The following is an 18,092-nucleotide window of genomic DNA, read 5'->3' as shown; positions in this document are numbered from 1 at the left end:
GTGAGAATGACGAGGCGCGGGCTGGTCCTGGGTGCCGGAGGGTTTCTCGGCGCGGCGTGGATGTTGGGTGCGCTGCTGGCCGTCGAGGACGCCACCGGTTGGGACCCGAGGGACGCCGACGTGATGGTGGGGACCTCGGCGGGGGCGGTGCTGGCGGCGCTGTTGCGCGCCGGCCGCTCGCCCGCCGAGCTGTACCGGGAGCACCGGGGCGACACGGCGAGCGCGCGGGGCATGGACCTGCCCGAGCCCCCGCCGCCGACGGTGGCCTTCGACCTGGACGGCGAGCCCGTGTTGCCGGGCCTGCGCCGGCTGGGGCTCGGCTCGCCCCGGTTGGCCGCCAGGGCGCTGCGCGCGCCGTGGCGGTTGCCGCCGGGCGCCGTCTGCGCGGCCCTGCTGCCGAGGGGACGCCGGTCGTTGCGGGGGCTGCGCGGGTTGGTCGACGGCGCGCACCCGGGCGGGCGGTGGCCGGACGGCACCTGGATCGCCGCGATGAACTACCACACCGGGGCGCGGGTGGGTTTCGGCCGGCCGGAGGCGCCGAGGGTGTCGCTGGCCCGCGCGGTCACCGCCTCCTGCGCGGTGCCGGCCTGGTACGCCCCGGTGCCGATCCGGGGGGTGCCGTACGTGGACGGGGGCGTGTGCTCGCCGTTCAACGCCGACCTGCTCGACGACGCCGGGCTGGACGAGGTGCTGGTGCTGGCGCCGCTCGGCGCGTTCGAGCTGGACCGGCCCCGGGCGCCGCTGGCCTGGCTGGAGCGCCGCTGGCGCCGGGCGGTGACCAACCGGCTGCGGCGGGAGGTCGCGGCGCTGCGCGCGGCCGGGGCCGGGGTGAGGGTGCTGACCCCGAACGCGGCCGACCTGGGCGTCATGGGCGCGAACATGATGGACGGCGCGCGCCGCCGCGACGTGCTGCGTTCGGCGAGGACCAGCGTCCTGGCCCGGTTCGCGGCGGCTCGGCCCGCCTCGATGGCTACCTGACCACCCGCACGGTGCGCAGCTGGGGGTCGGCGGGGTCGGGCAGCATCATGCCGGCCGCCACCCCGGTGACCAGATAGTCCAGCGCCGCCTGGCCGATCCGCTCGCCCGGCAGCAGCACCGGGATGCCGGGCGGGTACGGGGTGACCTGCTCGGCGCAGACGCGGCCGGCCGCCCGCGCGACCGGCACGTCCTCGCACGGCGCGAAGAACGCGTCGCGGGGCAGCATGACCGTCTCCAGCTCGAGCTCGCGCGGGGAGGGCAGGTCGACCCGCCGGGGGGTCGGGAGCCCGTCGGCGGCGGTGGCGAGCGCGGCGATCGAGTCGATGAGCACCTCGGCGGTGGTGTCGTCGTCGCCGACGGTCAGCTGCGCCTCGATGCGGCGGTGGTCGGAGAGGCCCATGTCGACGGCCCGGTGCTCGCGCAGCCAGTCGGCGGCCTGGTAGCCGGAGATCCCCAGCTCGGACACGTCGATGAGCACCTTCAGCCGGTCGAGCTGGCGCGACGCCTCGGCCCGCACCAGCTCCCGCTCCAGCACGCGCAGCCCGGGCAGCCCGTCGAGCCGGTGGCGCACCGTGCCGGCCAGCTTCAACGCGGCGGAGAGCAGCTCGTGGCCGTGCTGGACCATCTGGCGGCGCCACCCGTCCATGCCGGCGTAGACGATCACGTTGGGGCTGGTCGTGGACAGCATGTCCGCGCACGCGCCCAGGTGCGAGACGTCGATGCGCCCGCCCCGGACGTGGAACATCGAGCCCTGTTCGAACCCGCAGCCCATCTTGTGGACGCTGGCCACGCACAGGTCCGCGCCGGCGTTCATCGCCCAGGTGGGCAGCTCCTCGTGGAACGGCAGGTGCGCGCCCCACGCCTCGTCGACCAGCAGCGGCTTGCCCCGCTGGTGGCACACCGAGGCGATGCCGTCCAGGTCGGCGCAGGTGCCGTACGGCGTCGGGCTGGTGATCAGGACGCCGGCGACGTCGGGGCTCTCGTCGAGGGCGCGGCCGACGTCCTCCGGCGAGGGCGGGTGGGCCAGGTGCAGGTCGGGGTCCCAGCGGGGGTGGATCCAGAACGGCCGCAGCCCGGACAGGACCAGCCCGGAGATCACCGACTTGTGCGCGTCGCGGCCGGCGAGAATCGTGCCGTGACGCCCCGCCACGGCCAGCATCGCGCTCTTCACCGACAGCGAGCTGCCGCAGGTGGAGAACAGCGTGTGGTCCGCGCCGACCGCGTCGGCCATCAGCTCCTGGGCGCGCGCGACGACCCTGCCGGAGGACGCGCGGTCGTCCAGCCCGCTGATGGCCAGCACGTCGTTGCGGAAGACGTCCTCGCCGAGCACCGCGCGCACCCTCGGGTCGGCGCCCCGGCCCTGCTTGTGGCCGGGCGGGGTGAACGCGGTGTGCCCGCGCTCGTGGTAACGCGACAGCGCCTCCAGCACGGGCGCCTCACCGTGGTCCATCCGCCGCGCTCCTCTCGGGTGTCGACGCGTCGGACATACCCGTTGCCGCATCGGCTATGTACGGGCGGCGGCGGGTGTGGGCCCGCCCAGCGGCAGTCGCCGCCCGGCCGGACCGGGGAGATGACGCCCCAGCCCCACGACGAGATGGCCGGCTACCGGGGCACCGGCCTGTTGGACGGCAAGAAGGCGCTCGTGACCGGGGGAGACTCCGGCATCGGGCGGGCCGTCGCGATCGCGTTCGCCAAGGAGGGCGCGGACGTGGCGATCAGCTACCTGTCCGAGCACGAGGACGCCGACGCCGAGCACACCGGCGAGGTCCTCGCCCCGGTCGGCGGCGAGATCGTCCAGGGATAACGGCGACCTACTCGTCGGGGTCGTCGCGCAGCAGGCCGCCGAGCCGGGGCGAGTGGAAGCCGGCGCTCTGCCCGTGCACCCAGGCGTGCACGTCCGGGCTGTGCGGGCGGGCGCCGCCGGCGAGCAGCAGCGCGGTGAGGGCGACGGCGCCGAGCAGCGCGACCGCCGCCACGGCGATCGCGGCGGTGCCGATCGCGGCCATCGGGTCGGGGGCGGCGAGCAGGGCCGGCACGATCGGGCCGACCAGGAACGCGCCCTGGATGCGCAGCAGCTGGACCAGGCCGAAGGCCCCGGCGAGCTCGTCGCCGGGCACGCTGAGGGCGGCGAGCAGCAGCCCGGGCGCCACTCCGGCCCCGGCGCCGAAGCCGAGCAGCAGCCCGGCCGCGGCGACCAGCGGTGGTCCGGGCACCGAGCCGAGGCCGGCCAGCGTGGCGCCGGCCGCCGCGACCGCGAGCAGCCCACCGATCACCGTGGCGGGCAGCCACCGGCTGCGCAGCGTCGAGCGGAACAGCCACGCGGCGCCCGCCATGCCCAGCACCAGCGTGCTCATCGTGGCGCTCACCGTCCACGGGCTCCGGTGCTCGACCTGCACGAGTAGCGCCATGCCGACCTCGGTGAGCAGGGTGAACCCGGCGCCGGCGAGCATCGCGTTGCAGATGCCGATCACCGGCAGGGTGTGCGCGACCGCGCGCACCGCCAGCACCGGGTCGGCGCGCCGGTACTCGCTGACCACGAGGACGACCAGCGCGGCAAGGCCGACGCCGGTGGGCACCAGGAACTCGGCGGAGGTCGGCGGCTGGCGGCCCAGGAGGCTCACGCCGAGGAAGGACGGGATCGTGGCGGCCGCCGCGAGGACGACCGCCGGCGCCGTGCGGGTTCGGGGACGCTCGGGCCTGGCGCGGTCCAGCGTCCGCGCCGCCGGCACCGCACCCGCCACGGCGAGCGCGGCGGCGAGGCCGAACAACGCCCGCCAGGCGTGCCAGCCCGAGGCCAGGCCGCCCAGGCTCGGGCCGAGGGTGGCCGCACCGAACAGGCCGACGTTGAGGAACACCACGGTGGCCGGCATGCGGTTCGGCGGCTGGCCGGTGACCAGCGGCGGCAGCGCGACCACCAACATCGTGCCGGTCGCGGCGGCGTGCAGCACCCGGCCCGAGGTGAACGTCCCCAGGCCGGGCGAGCAGGCGCACAACAGGGCGCCGACGGCGGCCGCCGACTGGCCGGCCACACCGAGCGTCCGCGCCGGGAGCCGACGGGCCAGCGCGGCGGCGACCACCACGAACAGCGCGTAGCCGGCGTTGGCCAGCGCCTGGCTGAGCTGCACCCCGGACCGGCCCGTGTGCAGATCCGCCGCCATCTGGTCGGTGACCAGATAGGTCGAGGTGGACAGCACGCTGAAGGGCGTCAGCGCGAGCAGGGTGAGCCCGACCGCCGCCGGGTACCCGCTGGCCCTGCTGGCTCGTGATCCTTGCACCCGCGCACCCCTCACCCGCCACCGTGATCATGTTCCCGGCGCGTCGGCGGGCGTGTCGCCGGCCTCGGCCCTCGGCGCGGGCCTCGCGGGTCGGGGCGGGCGTGGGCGGCGAGTCCGGCCGGGGGCCATGCCGGCATCCGCCAGCTCCGCCGCCCCGCGCCCGTTGCGGAGCCGGCCCAGCGCGTACAGGGCCATCGCATGCGCGGCCGCGGTCAGCAGCAACAGCACCCCGACCCGGGCGACGACCGACGTCACCGGCGGGTTCTCGGCGAACCCGATCGAGGCAACCAGCGCGACGACCCCGAACATGACCAGGTGGAACAGGATCGCCACCAGGGTCGCCTGCCGTCGGGCGCGGCGTGGGTCCCGGGTGGCCGACTCGAGGTACGCGGGGCCGTAGCGCCGCAGCAGCTGACCGTCGACCACGACGATCACCACACCGGCCGCCAGCATCACCACATAGGCCGCGCTACCTGCCATCGGGCCGTTTACCCCGTCACGCGGTGCCTACACCTCGCCGGCTTGTCGGTGTAACCGGCGGCTGGCCGGGTAGGCGATCCCATGGCCGACATCGACAGCGTGAGAGTTTTCAGAGGGGTCTACAACGGTTTTGCTCTCGCCATGAGCGAGGCCGACAGGGGTGTCGATTTCAACGAGCTTCCGTCTTCCGACGCCATGGTGCGGAAAGCGTTCGACCTGTCCCGCGAGCTGATCGCGGATTCCGGGCAGGCCGGCGGGTCGGGCGCGCTGCAGGAGCTTACCGCGACGGTTGTGGCTCTGGCCCTGGTAGAGCACCGCGGCGCCGAGGAAGAGCTCCGTTCGGAATCGGCTCATGACGCACTGAGCCGACTGTCGCTCTTGATCGATGCGCACCCCTCGCGGCCGAGGGACATGGCGACCGCTCAGGCGACGCCGTGACGCCCGCGCGGGTTTGAACGGCTTGTCACCGGCCATCCCACGGGCATGAGCCTCACCGACAGACCCCTGCATCGCGTCGAGAGCGCGGTCGCGCTTGACCGCCCGGCCGGCTGGCTGCGGGACCTGGGCCAACGGTTGCTCCGGGACCGGCGGATCAAGGATGCGCTGCACGGCGTGTGGCTGGGCCATCCCCTGCATCCGGCGTTGGCGCAGCTGGCGTTGGGTTCGTTCCTGTCGGCGAGCCTGGTGGACGCGGTGGGCGGTGGTCGGCGCGAGTCGAGTGGGCTGATCGCCGTCGGGTTGGTGGCGACGGTGCCGACGGCGAGTGCGGGCTGGGCGGACTACACCGACGGGCACGAGGAGCAGCAGCGGGTCGGGCTGGTGCACGCCGGCGTGAACGCGGCGGCGGTCGGTTGTTACGTCGGCGCGTTGCTGCGACGCCGGGGCGGCCGAGGCGGCGGTCGGTTGTTCTCGGTGGCCGGCGGGGCGCTCGGTGCCGTGGCCGCCGCGCTGGGCGGGCACCTGAGCTACCGGCAGGCCAGCGGCGCCAACCACGGCGAGGAGGTGCAGCACGTCGGCCCGGGCGACTGGCGGCGGGTGGAGCGGCTCGCCGAGCTTCCGGAAGGGGAACCGGTCCGCAGGGTCATCGGCGACGTGCCGGTGTTCGTGCTGCGCCACGCCCGGGACGGTTCGCGGACGGACGAGCGGGTCAGCGTGATGTCGGACCGTTGCCCGCACCTGTCGGCGCCGCTGCACGAGGGCCAGCTCGACGCGGTCGGTGCCGAGCTGCACGTGACCTGTCCCTGGCACGCGAGCGTGTTCAGGGTCGACGACGGTGCGGTGGTGCACGGGCCGGCGACCGCGGCGGTGCCGGGCTTCGAGACGCGGGTGCGGGCGGGGTTCGTGGAGGCACGGGTCCGCACGCTGCCGGGCGTGTCCGCGAGCTAGCCGGTGCCGGCGGAGGGCGGCGGGGTGTCGAGCCAGGGCTGTGACGCGGTCGGGAAGGCCGTGCGGGTGATGTTCGAGTCCGGGCAGCTGGTGCTGCCCGAGCCGCGCGGGGGCAACACGGCGCGGCGGTGGGCCGCGCTGGCCGGTTGGGGCCGGTCCGACCTCGCCGTGGCCCGGCTGGCGGAGGGGCACGTGGACGCGGTGGCGATCCTTGCCGAGGCCGGCCTGCCGCCGAGGGCCGGCGCGCTCTACGGGGTGTGGGCCGCCCGACCCGGTGGGGCCGGCGCGCGGCTGGAACGCGACCGGAACGGCCGGCCGGCGGTGCGCGGGCGGGTGCGGTTCTGCTCGGGCGCGCGGATGCTCGACCGCGCCCTGGTCGTCGCCCAGCCTCGCCCCGACGGCTCGTCGCCGGTGCTGGTCGAGGTCGCGCTGGACCGGGACGGGATCTCCGTGGACCCGGGGGTGTGGCGGGCGGACGGCATGGCGGCCACCGACACCTCGGACGTGTCGTTCAAGTCGGTGGCGGTGGACCGGATGGTGGGCGGCCCCGGCTGGTACACCGGTCGGCCGGGCTTCGCGGCCGGCGGGGGCGGGGTGGCCGCCGTGTGGTGGGGCGGGGCGGCCGGGCTGTGGGACAGGACGTCCGAGCACCTCCGGCGGGGAGGCGGCGGTGACCCGCACGCGCTGGCCCACCTCGGCGAGCTGCACGCGATGCTCGCCGCCGCGCACGCCCTGCTGCGGGACACCGCCTACGAGCTCGACGCGCTGCCGAGGGGTGACCACAAGGTCTCCGTCGCCACCATCCGGGGCGCCGTCGAGCACGCCTGCCGAGAGGTGATCGACCGGGTGCCGCGCATCCTGGGGCCGGCGGCGTGGAGCGGCGACGGCCACCTCGCCGGCCAGCTCGCCGACCTGCAGATGTACGTGCGCCAGCACCACGGCGAGCGCGACAACGCGGAGCTGGGCGCGGCGCTGCTCGCCGGGTGCGGGCGGTGAGCGTGACCTCGGACCGGGGTGGCGGCCGGCGGCCGGTCACCGCGCCGCGGCGCTGGAGCCGGGCGCTGGCCGACGGCGCGCCCCTGCCGTTCGACCCCGGCGGCTACCGGCGGCTCGTGGTGGTCGCGGCGCACCCGGACGACGAGACGCTCGGCGCCGGCGGTGCCCTGGCGGTCGCGCACCGGGCGGGCGTGCGGCTCGCGCTGGTGGTGGCCAGCGACGGCGAGGCCGCCTATCCGGGTCTCGGACCCGAGCGGCGCCGCGAGCTCGGCCGGGTCCGCCGCGCCGAGCTGCACGCCGTGCTGCGCGGCCGAGGGCTGGGGGACGTTCCGGTCCAGTGGCTCGGGCTGCCCGACGCCGGCCTGGCCGAGCACGTCGGCGAGCTGACCGACCGTCTCGCCCCGCTGCTCGCCGACGCCGACGCCTATCTCGCGCCGTGGACCGAGGACCCCCATTCCGATCACCGGGCCGCCGGTCGCGCCGCCTCGGCCGCCGCCCCCAGCACCGCATACGGCTGGGGATACCCGATCTGGATGTGGCCGTGGATGGAGCCCGACGACCCCCGGATCCACTGGGACCGGGCGCGGCTGCTGCCGCTGGACCCCTCGGACCTGGCGTCGAAGCTGGCGGCGTGCTCCCGCTTCACCTCGCAGGTCGACAAGGCACCGGGGGGCGCGGCGCCGGTGGTCGGCCCGGAGCTGCTCGCGCACCTCGAACGCCCGGCCGAGCTGGTGTTCCGGGAACCCCGGCCGGCCAGCGCACCGCTTCGCCGGTTCGCCGCGCTCTACGCCGAGCAGGCCGACCCGTGGCACGCCCACTCCTGGTACGAGCGCCGCAAGCGCGAGGTCCTGCTCGCGAGCCTGCCCCGCGAGCGCTACCGCGCCGGATTCGAACCGGGCTGCGGCACCGGGATCCTGACCGTCGAGCTGGCCGAGCGGTGCGAGCGGCTGCACGCCACCGAGCCGGTCACCGAGGCGGCCCGCACGGCCAGGCGGAACACGGCCGGCCACCCCGGGGTCCGCGTCGTCGAGCGCGCCCTGCCGGCCGGCGTCCCGGACGAGGGGCTCGACCTGGCCGTGTTCAGCGAGGTGCTCTACTACCTGGACGACCGGACGGTGCGGGCGACGCTCGACGCGACCCTGCGCGCCCTGCGACCGGGCGGGGACCTGGTGCTGGCGCACTGGCGGGAGTGGCCGGCGGAGGCGCCGAGGGACGGTGAGGCCACGGCGGCGCTGGTGCGCGCCCGGCCCGAGCTGGAGGAGCTGGTCGAGCACGTCGACGAACGGTTCGTGGTGCGGGTGCTGAGGCGCCGATGATCAACGCGGCCGGGGTCATGGTCCCCGCCCACAACGAGGAGGCCCGGATCGAACGGTGCCTGCGCAGCGTGAGAGCGGCCCTGGACCGGCTGCCCCGGGGCGTGCGGGTCGCGGTCACCGTGGTGCTGGACAGGTGCGCCGACCGCACGCGCTGCCGCGCCCTCGAACAACTGCGCGGGTGGCCGGCCGCGCGCATCCTGCCCGTCCACCGACGCCCCGTCGGCACCGGCGTGGGCCTGGTCCGCGACATCGGCGTGCGCGACCTGCTGCGACGGCTGCGCCCCGCCCCGCCGGAGCAGGTCTGGCTGCTCAGCACCGACGCGGACACCACGGTGCCGACCAGCTGGGCGGCCGACCAGCTCCGCCACGGTCGCGACGGGGCGCACGGTGTGGCCGGGCTCGCGGACCTCGACGACGAGAGCGCGCTGGAGGCCGCCGCGCGAGCCTCCTACCACCGCGTCGTGGACGGGCGGATCCATCGGGACAGCCACCGCCACGTCTACGCGGCCAACCTGGGCGTGCGCGCCGACGCCTACCGCCACCGCGGTGGCTTCCCCGCGCGCGGTCACGGCGAGGAACACGGCCTGTGGCGCGCGATGGCCGAGGCCGGATACCGGCTTCGGCAGCCCGCCGACCTGCGAGTACTCACCAGTGCGCGAACCCGGGGCCGGGCCAGGGGCGGCCTCGCCGACCTGCTCCGCTCGCTGCGCGCGGGCGCCGCGTAATCAGGTGAGAGATTGTCCGACCCTGCCGATAGTTTCGCCCGCGTGAGCGATCGGTGGGATCGGGAGCAGGTGCTCGGCCTCGCGCCCGACGCGGCGTCGGCGAAGGCGGCGGGCGGGGTCGCCAAGCCCACCACGTGGAGCGGGACGGGCGGCGACGACGGGGCCGTCTGGGGCGAGTGCCGAGGCAGCGGCAAGAGCGCCTACCAGGTGAGCGTCGACCTGGCCGAGCCCGCGTTCCGCTGCTCGTGCCCCAGCCGCAAGTTCCCCTGCAAGCACGCGCTCGGGCTGCTGCTGCTGTGGAGCGACGGCGAGGTCGGGGGCGGTGCGCGCCCGCCCTGGGTGGCCGAGTGGCTCCAGGAGCGCGACGGGCGCGCCCAGCGGGCGCTGGAGCGCAGGGTCACGGCGGCCACCAAGACCAAGGACACCAAGACCAGGGTCCCCAAGACCGCCGAACGGCGCGAGCGGCGGGTTGGCGAAGGCCTGGCGGAGCTCGACCAGTGGCTGCGCGACCAGGTCGAGCACGGGCTGGCGCAGGCGGAGAAGGCCCCGTACCGGCTGTGGGACGACGCCGCCCGGCGCCTGGTGGACGCGCAGGCCGGCGCGCTGGCGGGACAGGTCAAGGCCCTCGCGGCGGTCCCGAGGCAGCCGGGGTGGCCGGGCCGGCTGCTGGCCGAGTACGCCCTGCTGCGCCTGCTCGTGCGGGCCTACCAACGCCGCGACGAGCTGCCCGCCGCGCTGCGGGACACCGTGCGCACCCGGGTGGGGTTCACGGTGGCGCAGGAGGATGTCCTCAGCGACGGCGAGCGGCTCCGGGACCGCTGGTGTGTGACGGCCAGCCGAGACGTGGCCACCGACCAGCTCACGACCAGGCGGGTCTGGCTGCGCGGGCGCGCGAGCGGGCGGCCGGCGCTGGTGCTGTCGTTCGCGGCCCCGGGGCGGCCGTTGGACGCGTCCCTGGTCGTGGGCACGGCGGTCGACGCCGAGCTGGCCTTCTACCCGGGAGCGCAGCCGCTGCGCGCGCTGGTGGCCCGGCGACACGGTGCGCCCGAGCCGGCCGTGCCGACCGGGACGAGCGTGCGGGCGGTGCTCGACGAGCATGCGGCGGCCCTTGCCCGCGACCCCTGGCTGGACCGCTGGCCCGCCGTGCTGGCCGCCGGCCGGCTGGGGTGGACCGCCCAGGGCCGGCTCCACGTCATCGACGACGCCGGCGAGGTGCTCCCGTTGCGGGCGGCCGAGCCGTGGCGGCTGCTGGCGGTCTCCGGCGGCAACCCGGTGACGCTCGCGGGGGAGTGGACGCCGAGTGGGCTGCGTGCCCTGGCGGTCTGGCACCGGACAGAGGGGGTCGTGATCCTGTGAGCCAGGAGCCCGCGAACGTGTGGGACCGGCACGTGAGCGCCGCGCTGCTCGGTACCCGGCGGCGGGCCGTGCCGGTGCTGCCCGAGGCGCCGGAGCAGGGCGACGCGGCGGGGCGGCTGCTCGACCAGGCGGCGGTGTTGACGCTGCGCCGCCGGGCGGGCCGGACGCCGGGGAACGGCATCGGGGCCGAGGCGATCGCCCCGGCGCCGGCGGAGGACCTTCCGGCGGTGCCGCCCGAGGCGGCGCGGCGGCTGGAACGGATCCTGGGCGGCGAGCGGATCCGGGTGCTGCCCGAGTGGCTGGACGCGGCCTCGGCGCACGGCCGGAGAGTGCCCGCGCGACTGCTGCCCGAGCTGCTGGAGAGGGGGCGCGGCGACCGGATGCTGCGCGCGTCCATCGCCAGGGCCTCGGGGCGCCGCGGCGTGTGGCTGGCGCTGCTGAACACCGACTGGGCCTATCTGGCCGGCACCGACCCCGGTGAGGGGCCGGACGGGTGGGAGACCGGCACCCGCAACCAGCGCGTCGCCCACCTCACCCGGCTGCGCGGCACCGACCCGGCCACCGCGCGGGAGACGCTGCGCGAGACGTGGCCGAAGGAGCCGGCGCCCGACCGCGCGGCGTTCCTCGCCACCTTCGAGCACGGCCTGTCGCTCGCGGACGAGGACTTCCTAGAGTCCGCGCTCGACGACCGGGGCAAGGAGGTGCGCCAGCTCGCCTCCGACCTGCTCGCCCGGCTGCCGGGCTCGGCCTACGGGGAGCGGATGGCGGCCAGGGCCCGTGCCTGCCTGCGGCCCACGCCGCGGGCCCGGATCCTGGTCGAACCGCCGCGTACCCACGACGAAGGCCTGGCCAGGGACGGCGTTGCGCCGCCGGCGGCCTGGCCGCACGAGATCCTGGCCCGCACGCCGCTGTCCACCTGGACCGAGCTGTTCGGGCTGCCGCCGACGGAGATCGTCCGCCTTCCGGTGATCGATGCCGGGGACCGCGCCGCCCGCGACGTGCATCTCGGCTGGGCCGGCGCGGCGCTGCGCCAGCGCGACACCGAATGGACCCGCGCCCTGGTCACGGGCGGCGTGCTGGCCGACGAACCGGCGGCGCTCGCCGACCTGATCTCCGTGCTGCCCGAGCCCGAGCGAACCCCCGCCGCGGCCGAGCTGATCCGAGGGGTGGACGGGCGGTCCGTGCCGACGGTCCTCGAACGAGTGCCCGGCCCCTGGACCGGCCGGCTCGCCGACGCCGTGGTCGCCACCGTGGCGGCTGCGGCCGAACGCGCCACCCACCGGTACGAGCCCACGCTCACCCGGCTGTGCCGGCTCGCCGACCTGCGCCTGGACCCCGAGGTCGCGCCCCGCCTGGACGACCTCGCGCGGCGGCACGGCGCGGACACCATCACCGAGCTCACCGAGACGCTGCGCTTCCGCGACGAGATGCTGAAGGAGCTTGCCCCGTGACCGACAACGCCGTTCTGCGACCGCACGCGGAACAGGAGTACGCCGACGAGCTGGCGCGGCTGGCCGAGCACGACGACCGGCCACGCCCGGTCGGCTGGCGGCTGTCGCCCTGGGCCGTCACCACCTACCTGCTGGGCGGCGACCTCCCCGACGGCTCCCGGGTCACCCCGAAGTACGTGGGCCCGCGCCGGCTGATGGAGGTCGCGGTGGCGACGCTGGCCACCGACCGGGCGCTGCTGCTGCTCGGCGTGCCCGGCACCGCCAAGACCTGGGTCTCCGAGCACCTGGCGGCCGCCGTCGGCGGCGACTCCACGCTGCTGGTGCAGGGCACCGCGGGCACGGCCGAGGAGGCGATCCGGTACGGGTGGAACTACGCGCGCCTGCTGGCCGAAGGCCCCTCGGAGAAGGCGCTGGTGGAGAGTCCGCTGATGCACGCGATGCGGATCGGGGCCGTCGCCAGGATCGAGGAGCTGACCCGGATGCCCAGCGACGTCCAGGACAGCCTCATCACGATCCTGTCCGAGAAGACGCTGCCGGTCCCGGAGCTCAACACCGAGGTCCAGGCCCGCAAGGGCTTCACGGTCATCGCGACCGCCAACGACCGCGACCGGGGTGTGAACGAGCTGTCCAGCGCGTTGCGACGGCGGTTCAACACGGTCGTGCTGCCGCTGCCGGAGAGCGTGGACGACGAGGTGGACATCGTCTCCCGCCGCGTCGACCAGATCGGCACGGCGCTGGAGCTGCCGGAGACCCCGGCCGGCCTGGAGGAGATCCGGCGGGTGGTCACGATCTTCCGCGAGCTGCGCGGCGGGCTCACCGGCGACGGCCGCACCAAGCTCAAGTCGCCCAGCGGCACCCTCAGCACGGCCGAGGCCATCTCGGTCATCACCAACGGGCTGGCGCTGGCCGCGCACTTCGGCGACGGCGTGCTGCGGGCCGCCGACGTGGCGGGCGGCATCGTCGGCGCCGTCGTCCAGGACCCGGTGTCGGACCAGGTGGTCTGGCAGGAGTACCTCGAAACCGTCGTCCGCGAGCGCCCCGAATGGCGGGACTTCTACCGCGCCTGCCGAGACGTCTCTTGACCACCGTCGAGGTCTACGGCGTTCGGCATCACGGGCCGGGGTCGGCGCGGGCGGTGCGGCGGGCGTTGGCGCGGCTCGACCCGGAGGTGGTCCTGATCGAGGGGCCGCCCGAGGCCGAGCAGATCGTCGAGCTGGCGGCCGACCCCGAGATGGTCCCACCCGTCGCGATACTCGCCTACACCCCCGGCGACGACCGCGAGGCCGCGTTCTGGCCGTTCGCCGAGTTCAGCCCCGAATGGCAGGCGATCCGGCACGCCCTCGGCGCCGGCGTGCCGGTGCGGTTCTGCGACCTGCCGGCCGCGCACCTGCTCGTCCCCGCCTCGGGCGACGGTCCCGATGATCCCGCCGAGGAGGAGATCAGGCTCGACCCGCTGGGCTGGCTCGCCGAGGCCGCCGGGTACGACGACGCCGAACGATGGTGGGACGACGTCGTGGAGCACCGCGACGACGGCCCGTCGCCGTTCCCGGCGATCGGTGAGGCGATGGCGGAGCTGCGCGAGCAACTGCCAAAGGCACCTCGGCGTGAGGAACAGCGCGAGGCGCACATGCGCCGGACCCTGCGCCGCACGCTCGGCGAAGGGTACGAACGGGTAGCGGTCGTCTGCGGCGCCTGGCACGTTCCCGCCCTGGTCGAGAAGGTCCCCGAGAGCCAGGACGACCGGACCCTGCGCGGCCTGCCCACCGCGAAGGTCGCCGTGACCTGGGTGCCGTGGACGCACGGCCGGCTGGCGACCCGCTCGGGCTACGGCGCGGGCGTCGGCTCCCCCGGCTGGTACCACCACCTGTTCACCGCACCCGACCGGCCGCTCGAACGCTGGCTGACCGCCGCGGCGCGCGTCCTGCGCGAGGAGGACCTGCACGTCTCCTCGGCGCACGTCATCGAGGCGGTACGGCTGGCGGAGGCGCTCGCCGCCCTGCGCGGGCGCCCGCTGGCCGGGCTCGACGAGGTCACCGAGGCGACCCGGGCGGTGCTGTGCGAGGGCGCCGACCTCCCGGTGGAGCTGATCGGGCGGCGGATGGTGGTCGCCGAACGGCTCGGCGCCGTGCCCGAGCGGACGCCGATGGTGCCGCTGCAGCGCGACCTGCTGGCCGAGCAGCGGCGGTTGCGCCTCAAGCCGTCCGCGCTCGCCAAGGAGCAGGACCTCGACCTGCGCAAGCCCACGGACCTGGAGCGCAGCCGACTGCTGCACCGGCTGCGGCTGCTGGACGTCGACTGGGGCGAACCGAAGGACGCGGGCCGGTCCAAGGGCACGTTCCGGGAGACCTGGACGCTGATGTGGCGCCCGGAGCTCGACGTCGAGCTGATCGAGGCGAGCGCGTGGGGCACCACCGTCCACCGCGCCGCCACCGCCCGCGCCGAGGCGATCGCCGCCGAGGCCACCGCGCTCTCGGAGCTCACCTCGGTCGCCGAGCGCTGCCTGCTGGCCGACCTCGCGGACGCGCTGCCGAGGGTGGTGCGGTCCCTGGCCGACCGCGCCGCCGTCGACACCGACGTCGTGCACCTGATGTCCGCGCTGCCCGCCCTGGTGCGCGCGCTGCGCTACGGGGACGTGCGCGGCACCGCGACCGGCCCGCTCCAGGCGGTGGTGGACGGCCTGGTCGTGCGGATCTGCGTCGGCCTGCCGCCGGCCGTGTCCGGCCTGGACGACGACGCCGCACGGGAGCTGCTCGAACACGTCGACGCCGTCCACGACGCCCTCGCCCTGCTGGCGCACGACGACCACCTGACGCGCTGGCGCCGCACCCTGGCCGGCATCGTCGACCGCACGGACCTGCACGGGCTGCTCGAAGGCCGCCTGACCCGCCTGCTGCTGGACGCGGGCCTGCTCCCCGACGTCCCCGACCGGATGGCCCGCGCGGTGTCGGTCGGCGCGGCGCCGGGCCGGGCGGCCGCCTGGGTGGAGGGCTTCCTGTCCGGCGGCGGCCTGATCCTGGTGCACGACGAGGAGCTGCTGCGCCTGGTGGACGGCTGGATCGCCGGGCTGCCCGGCGACTCGTTCACCGACGTGCTGCCGCTGCTGCGCCGCACGTTCGGCGGGTACGCCGCCGCGCAGCGCCGCGCGATCGGCGAACGGGTCCGCCACCTCGGCACCGACACGGCCCCCGGCGCCGCTCACCGCGCCGCTCACGGCGCCGCTCACGGCGCCGCTCATGGTGACGAGGTGGACGAGGGGCGCGCGGCTCCGGCCGTCGCGGCGGCCCTGCGGATCCTCGGCTGGGAGGCCGGCGCATGAGCACGCCTCAGGACAGGCTCAGACGGTGGCGCCTCGTGCTGGGCGGAGAGTCGGCCGACGGCACCGGCGTGTCGCTGTCGGGCGACGAGGCGCGGATGGACGCGGCGCTGGAGAAGCTCTACGGCACCCGCGAGGAGCCCGGGCGCCGCGCCGGCGGGCTGGGCGACTCGGCTCCGGCGGTCGCGCGCTGGCTGGGCGACATCCGAGGCTACTTCCCCTCCACCGTCGTCCAGGTCATGCAGAAGGACGCGATCGAGCGGCTCGACCTGACCCGGCTGCTGATGGAGCCGGAGATGCTCGACGCGGTCGAGCCCGACGTGCACCTGGTCGGCACGCTGCTGTCGCTGAACCGCGTGCTGCCCGACCGCGCCCGCGAGTCCGCCCGGGCGGTCGTCCGCACGGTCGTGCGGGAGCTGGAGAGGCGCCTGGCCCAGCGGACCCGCTCGGCGGTCGGCGGGGCGCTGGACCGGTCGGCCCGGCTCTCGCGGCCTCGGCGGCTCGCCGACGTCGACTGGGAACGCACCATCCGCGCGAACCTCCGCCACTACCTGCCCGAGCACCGCACCCTCGTGCCGGAGCGGCTGATCGGGTACGGGCGGCGGCAGCAGGCGGTCAAGCGTGACGTGGTGCTGTGCATCGACCAGAGCGGCTCGATGGCGGCCTCGGTCGTCTACGCCGGCGTGTTCGGCGCGGTGCTGGGCTCGATGCGCTCGCTGCGCACGTCCCTGGTCGTGTTCGACACCGCCGTGGTCGACCTGACCGACCAGCTGCACGACCCGGTCGAGCTGCTGTTCGGCACCCAGCTCGGCGGCGGCACCGACATCAACCGCGCCCTCGGCTACGCCCAGAGCCTGGTCACCCGGCCCAACGACACGATCCTCGTGCTGGTCAGCGACCTGTACGAGGGCGGCGTGCGAGAGGAGATGCTCCGGCGGGTCGCGTCGCTGACCGCGGCGGGCGTCCAGGTCGTCGTCCTGCTGGCGCTGTCCGACGAGGGCGCGCCCGCCTACGACCACGAGAACGCGGCCGCCCTGGCCGCGCTCGGGGTGCCCGCGTTCGCCTGCACCCCGGACGCCTTCCCCGACCTGATGGCCGCGGCCGTCGAGCGGCGTGACCTCGGGGAGTGGTCCGAACGCAACACCTGAGCCACCACGGCTCCGCTGTGGGGACAGGTCCCGGTGTGTGCGGGGTAGGAAGACTGTCGTGCGCCGAACGCGTAGGTGGATGCGGTCTCGGCGGGCCGCCTTTCTGTCGCGGGCGCGAGCGTGGGATCGGGCTCGGGAGCTACAGGAGCTCCTTGACCCGAACCCTCTCGCCAAGGGGACCGCCGAGGGGCCGGGGCCGTTGGTCGACCTGTTCCGGGTCGCCGTGGGGTTGGTGGTCTCGTTGGCGGCGGCCGGGCTCGTGCTCGCCTTCCTCGCGCCGGGGGACACGGCCGAGCCGCCGCTCCGCCCGGCCCCGGAGCCGGCGAACGGGCCGTACCTGTTCCTGGACAGGACACCTCAGGGCCGTCCGGTCGGCTACGACGTGTGCCGTCCGATCCACTATGTGGTCAATCCGGCCGGCCAGCCCCCGGACGGCCTGGCGTTGATCCACGACGCGGTGCGCATGACCGAGGCCGCGTCCGGGTTCACCTTCGTCGACGACGGCATCACCGACGAGCGGCCGGCCCAGGGGTGGCGGCGAGCCCGGCAGCCAGGGCGTTACGGGCAGGGCTGGGCGCCGGTCCTGATCGCCTGGGCCGACCACGCCGAGTACCCCTACATCGGCGGGGAGGACCATGCCGTCGGGGCGGGACGCAGCGACCCGGTCACGCCGGAGGGACCGGAGTCGAAACGCTATGTCACCGGTCAGATCGTGCTCGGTCGGGACGGCTTCGCCAGGATCCTCGACACCGAGGGCGGCCGGCTTCGGGCGCGTTCGATCGTGATGCACGAGCTCGGTCACGTTCTCGGCCTCGGCCACGTGGACGATCGGGGCGAGTTGATGGCGCAGAGCAACGCCAGGCTCAACGGGTTCGGCCCCGGCGACCGCAAGGGCTTCGCCACGCTCCGGGCCAACCCGTGCTGGCCCGGTGGCTGACCTACCGGGTGGTGGTGTGGATGACGCTCATCACCTGGGGCCACGACAGGGCGAACGCCTCGGCGTTGACCGGGTTGGCGTGCCGCGTGCTGGAGCTGAACCCGTGCTCGGCGCCCGGGTAGACGTGCACCATGCTGGGTCCGGTGGCCCGCGACTGCAGCGCGGCCTGCAGCCGGTGCAGGCTTTCCGGCGGCACCAGGTGGTCGGCGCCCGGGTAGAGCACCAGCACCGGCGCCTGGATCAACGCGCAGTGCTCGGCGGTGTCCACCGTGTGGTTGGGCGCCGGCTCACCGGGCACCGTCGGGTGGTACGCGACCACGTTCGCCAGCCGGGCGTCGCGCCCGCCCAACAGCAGCGCGAACCGCCCGCCCAGGCACCAGCCGATGGTCCCCACCCGGGAGCAGCCCAGCTCGCCGAACAGGTGGTCGAGCAGGCGGCGCTGGTCGGCGAGACACTTCTCGTCGTCCAGCTCGGCCATCCAGCCGAACAGCACGTCGATCGGGGTCTCGTCGCTGCTCGGCCGTCCCTCCCAGGGATCCCAGGACAGCGCCGTGACCCCGGAGCGGGCCAGCTCGTCGGCCCATTCGCGTATCTGCGCGCCGATCCCGGTGATCATCGGAAGCAGCAGCATGCCGGCGCTCGAACCGCCGGCCGGCCGGGCCAGGTACGCGGTGAGCCCGGCAACGTCGATCATGGACTTGTCGATCTCGTCAGGCACGGCCACCACTGTA

Annotated in this window: 16 protein-coding genes and 1 pseudogene; 13 read left to right on the top strand and 4 right to left on the bottom strand. The window is 75.5% G+C overall.

From position 1 onward, the window contains the following. The first annotated feature begins 6 nt into the window (after positions 1-6). Positions 7-978, top strand: coding sequence for a patatin-like phospholipase family protein (locus N912_RS50550; RefSeq protein ID WP_051579872.1), 972 nt, complete (start codon positions 7-9; stop codon positions 976-978). Here N912_RS50550 and N912_RS0109120 read toward each other — a convergent pair. Further along, a complete protein-coding gene (locus tag N912_RS0109120; protein WP_028922195.1) occupies positions 971-2,428 on the bottom strand; it encodes an aminotransferase class I/II-fold pyridoxal phosphate-dependent enzyme in 1,458 nt (485 codons plus the stop codon). The two genes, N912_RS50550 and N912_RS0109120, sit on opposite strands and share 8 nt — an antisense overlap. 120 nt (positions 2,429-2,548) lie before the next feature. Here N912_RS0109120 and N912_RS65655 point away from each other — a divergent pair. Further along, a pseudogene (locus N912_RS65655) lies at positions 2,549-2,761 on the top strand (SDR family NAD(P)-dependent oxidoreductase); the annotation flags it as partial. Positions 2,762-2,789: 28 nt separating this feature from the next. Here the strand turns inward: N912_RS65655 and N912_RS0109110 are convergent. Next, complete coding sequence (locus N912_RS0109110; RefSeq protein ID WP_028922193.1) at positions 2,790-4,253, bottom strand: MFS transporter; 1,464 nt, start codon at positions 4,251-4,253, stop codon at positions 2,790-2,792. A 27-nt stretch (positions 4,254-4,280) separates the two neighbouring features. Next, the gene (locus N912_RS50545) at positions 4,281-4,733 is read right to left on the bottom strand and encodes a hypothetical protein (protein WP_156993297.1); all 453 of its coding nucleotides are present in this window, start codon (positions 4,731-4,733) and stop codon (positions 4,281-4,283) included. Between the two features lie 81 nt (positions 4,734-4,814). On the opposite strand from N912_RS50545, the gene N912_RS0109100 reads away from it, so the two are divergent. From N912_RS0109100 to N912_RS63365, 11 genes are all read left to right on the top strand, one after another. Continuing rightward, complete coding sequence (locus tag N912_RS0109100; protein ID WP_028922192.1) at positions 4,815-5,171, top strand: hypothetical protein; 357 nt, start codon at positions 4,815-4,817, stop codon at positions 5,169-5,171. A gap of 45 nt (positions 5,172-5,216) precedes the next feature. Beyond that, a complete protein-coding gene (locus N912_RS50540) occupies positions 5,217-6,119 on the top strand; it encodes a Rieske (2Fe-2S) protein (protein WP_037063049.1) in 903 nt (300 codons plus the stop codon). Between the two features lie 3 nt (positions 6,120-6,122). Beyond that, positions 6,123-7,115 carry an acyl-CoA dehydrogenase middle domain-containing protein gene (locus N912_RS0109090; protein WP_245645210.1) on the top strand — a complete coding sequence of 331 codons (993 nt, stop codon included), beginning with the start codon at positions 6,123-6,125 and terminating at the stop codon, positions 7,113-7,115. Then, positions 7,112-8,431, top strand: coding sequence for a bifunctional PIG-L family deacetylase/class I SAM-dependent methyltransferase (locus N912_RS50535; RefSeq protein WP_245645209.1), 1,320 nt, complete (start codon positions 7,112-7,114; stop codon positions 8,429-8,431). The genes N912_RS0109090 and N912_RS50535 overlap by 4 nt, the downstream gene beginning before the upstream one ends. Further along, complete coding sequence (locus N912_RS0109080; protein ID WP_028922190.1) at positions 8,428-9,156, top strand: glycosyltransferase family 2 protein; 729 nt, start codon at positions 8,428-8,430, stop codon at positions 9,154-9,156. Before N912_RS50535 ends, N912_RS0109080 begins: the two co-directional genes overlap by 4 nt. 42 nt (positions 9,157-9,198) lie before the next feature. Further along, a complete protein-coding gene (locus N912_RS0109075) occupies positions 9,199-10,512 on the top strand; it encodes an SWIM zinc finger family protein (protein ID WP_037063047.1) in 1,314 nt (437 codons plus the stop codon). Continuing rightward, positions 10,509-11,963 (top strand): DUF5691 domain-containing protein, encoded by a 1,455-nt coding sequence (locus N912_RS65650; protein ID WP_028922188.1) that lies wholly within the window; start codon positions 10,509-10,511, stop codon positions 11,961-11,963. Before N912_RS0109075 ends, N912_RS65650 begins: the two co-directional genes overlap by 4 nt. Next, positions 11,960-13,045, top strand: a complete 1,086-nt coding sequence (locus tag N912_RS0109065; RefSeq protein ID WP_028922187.1) for an ATP-binding protein — start codon at positions 11,960-11,962, stop codon at positions 13,043-13,045. Before N912_RS65650 ends, N912_RS0109065 begins: the two co-directional genes overlap by 4 nt. Next, entirely contained in the window at positions 13,042-15,279 is a 2,238-nt protein-coding gene (locus N912_RS0109060) for a DUF5682 family protein (protein WP_028922186.1), read from the top strand. The genes N912_RS0109065 and N912_RS0109060 overlap by 4 nt, the downstream gene beginning before the upstream one ends. Next, positions 15,276-16,424 carry a VWA domain-containing protein gene (locus N912_RS0109055; RefSeq protein ID WP_028922185.1) on the top strand — a complete coding sequence of 383 codons (1,149 nt, stop codon included), beginning with the start codon at positions 15,276-15,278 and terminating at the stop codon, positions 16,422-16,424. Before N912_RS0109060 ends, N912_RS0109055 begins: the two co-directional genes overlap by 4 nt. Positions 16,425-16,623: 199 nt before the next feature. Continuing rightward, positions 16,624-17,361 (top strand): matrixin family metalloprotease, encoded by a 738-nt coding sequence (locus N912_RS63365; RefSeq protein WP_051579869.1) that lies wholly within the window; start codon positions 16,624-16,626, stop codon positions 17,359-17,361. A 1-nt stretch (position 17,362) separates the two neighbouring features. Here the strand turns inward: N912_RS63365 and N912_RS0109045 are convergent, their stop codons facing one another. Beyond that, positions 17,363-18,079 carry a dienelactone hydrolase family protein gene (locus N912_RS0109045; protein ID WP_028922184.1) on the bottom strand — a complete coding sequence of 239 codons (717 nt, stop codon included), beginning with the start codon at positions 18,077-18,079 and terminating at the stop codon, positions 17,363-17,365. Positions 18,080-18,092 lie beyond the last annotated feature (13 nt).

This window comes from Actinospineispora acaciae DSM 45401, from assembly GCF_000620785.1.
Lineage (GTDB): Bacteria > Actinomycetota > Actinomycetes > Mycobacteriales > Pseudonocardiaceae > Pseudonocardia > Pseudonocardia acaciae.
Note: the sequence above shows the minus strand (reverse complement) of the source record. Positions and strands in the feature narration are given on the sequence as shown.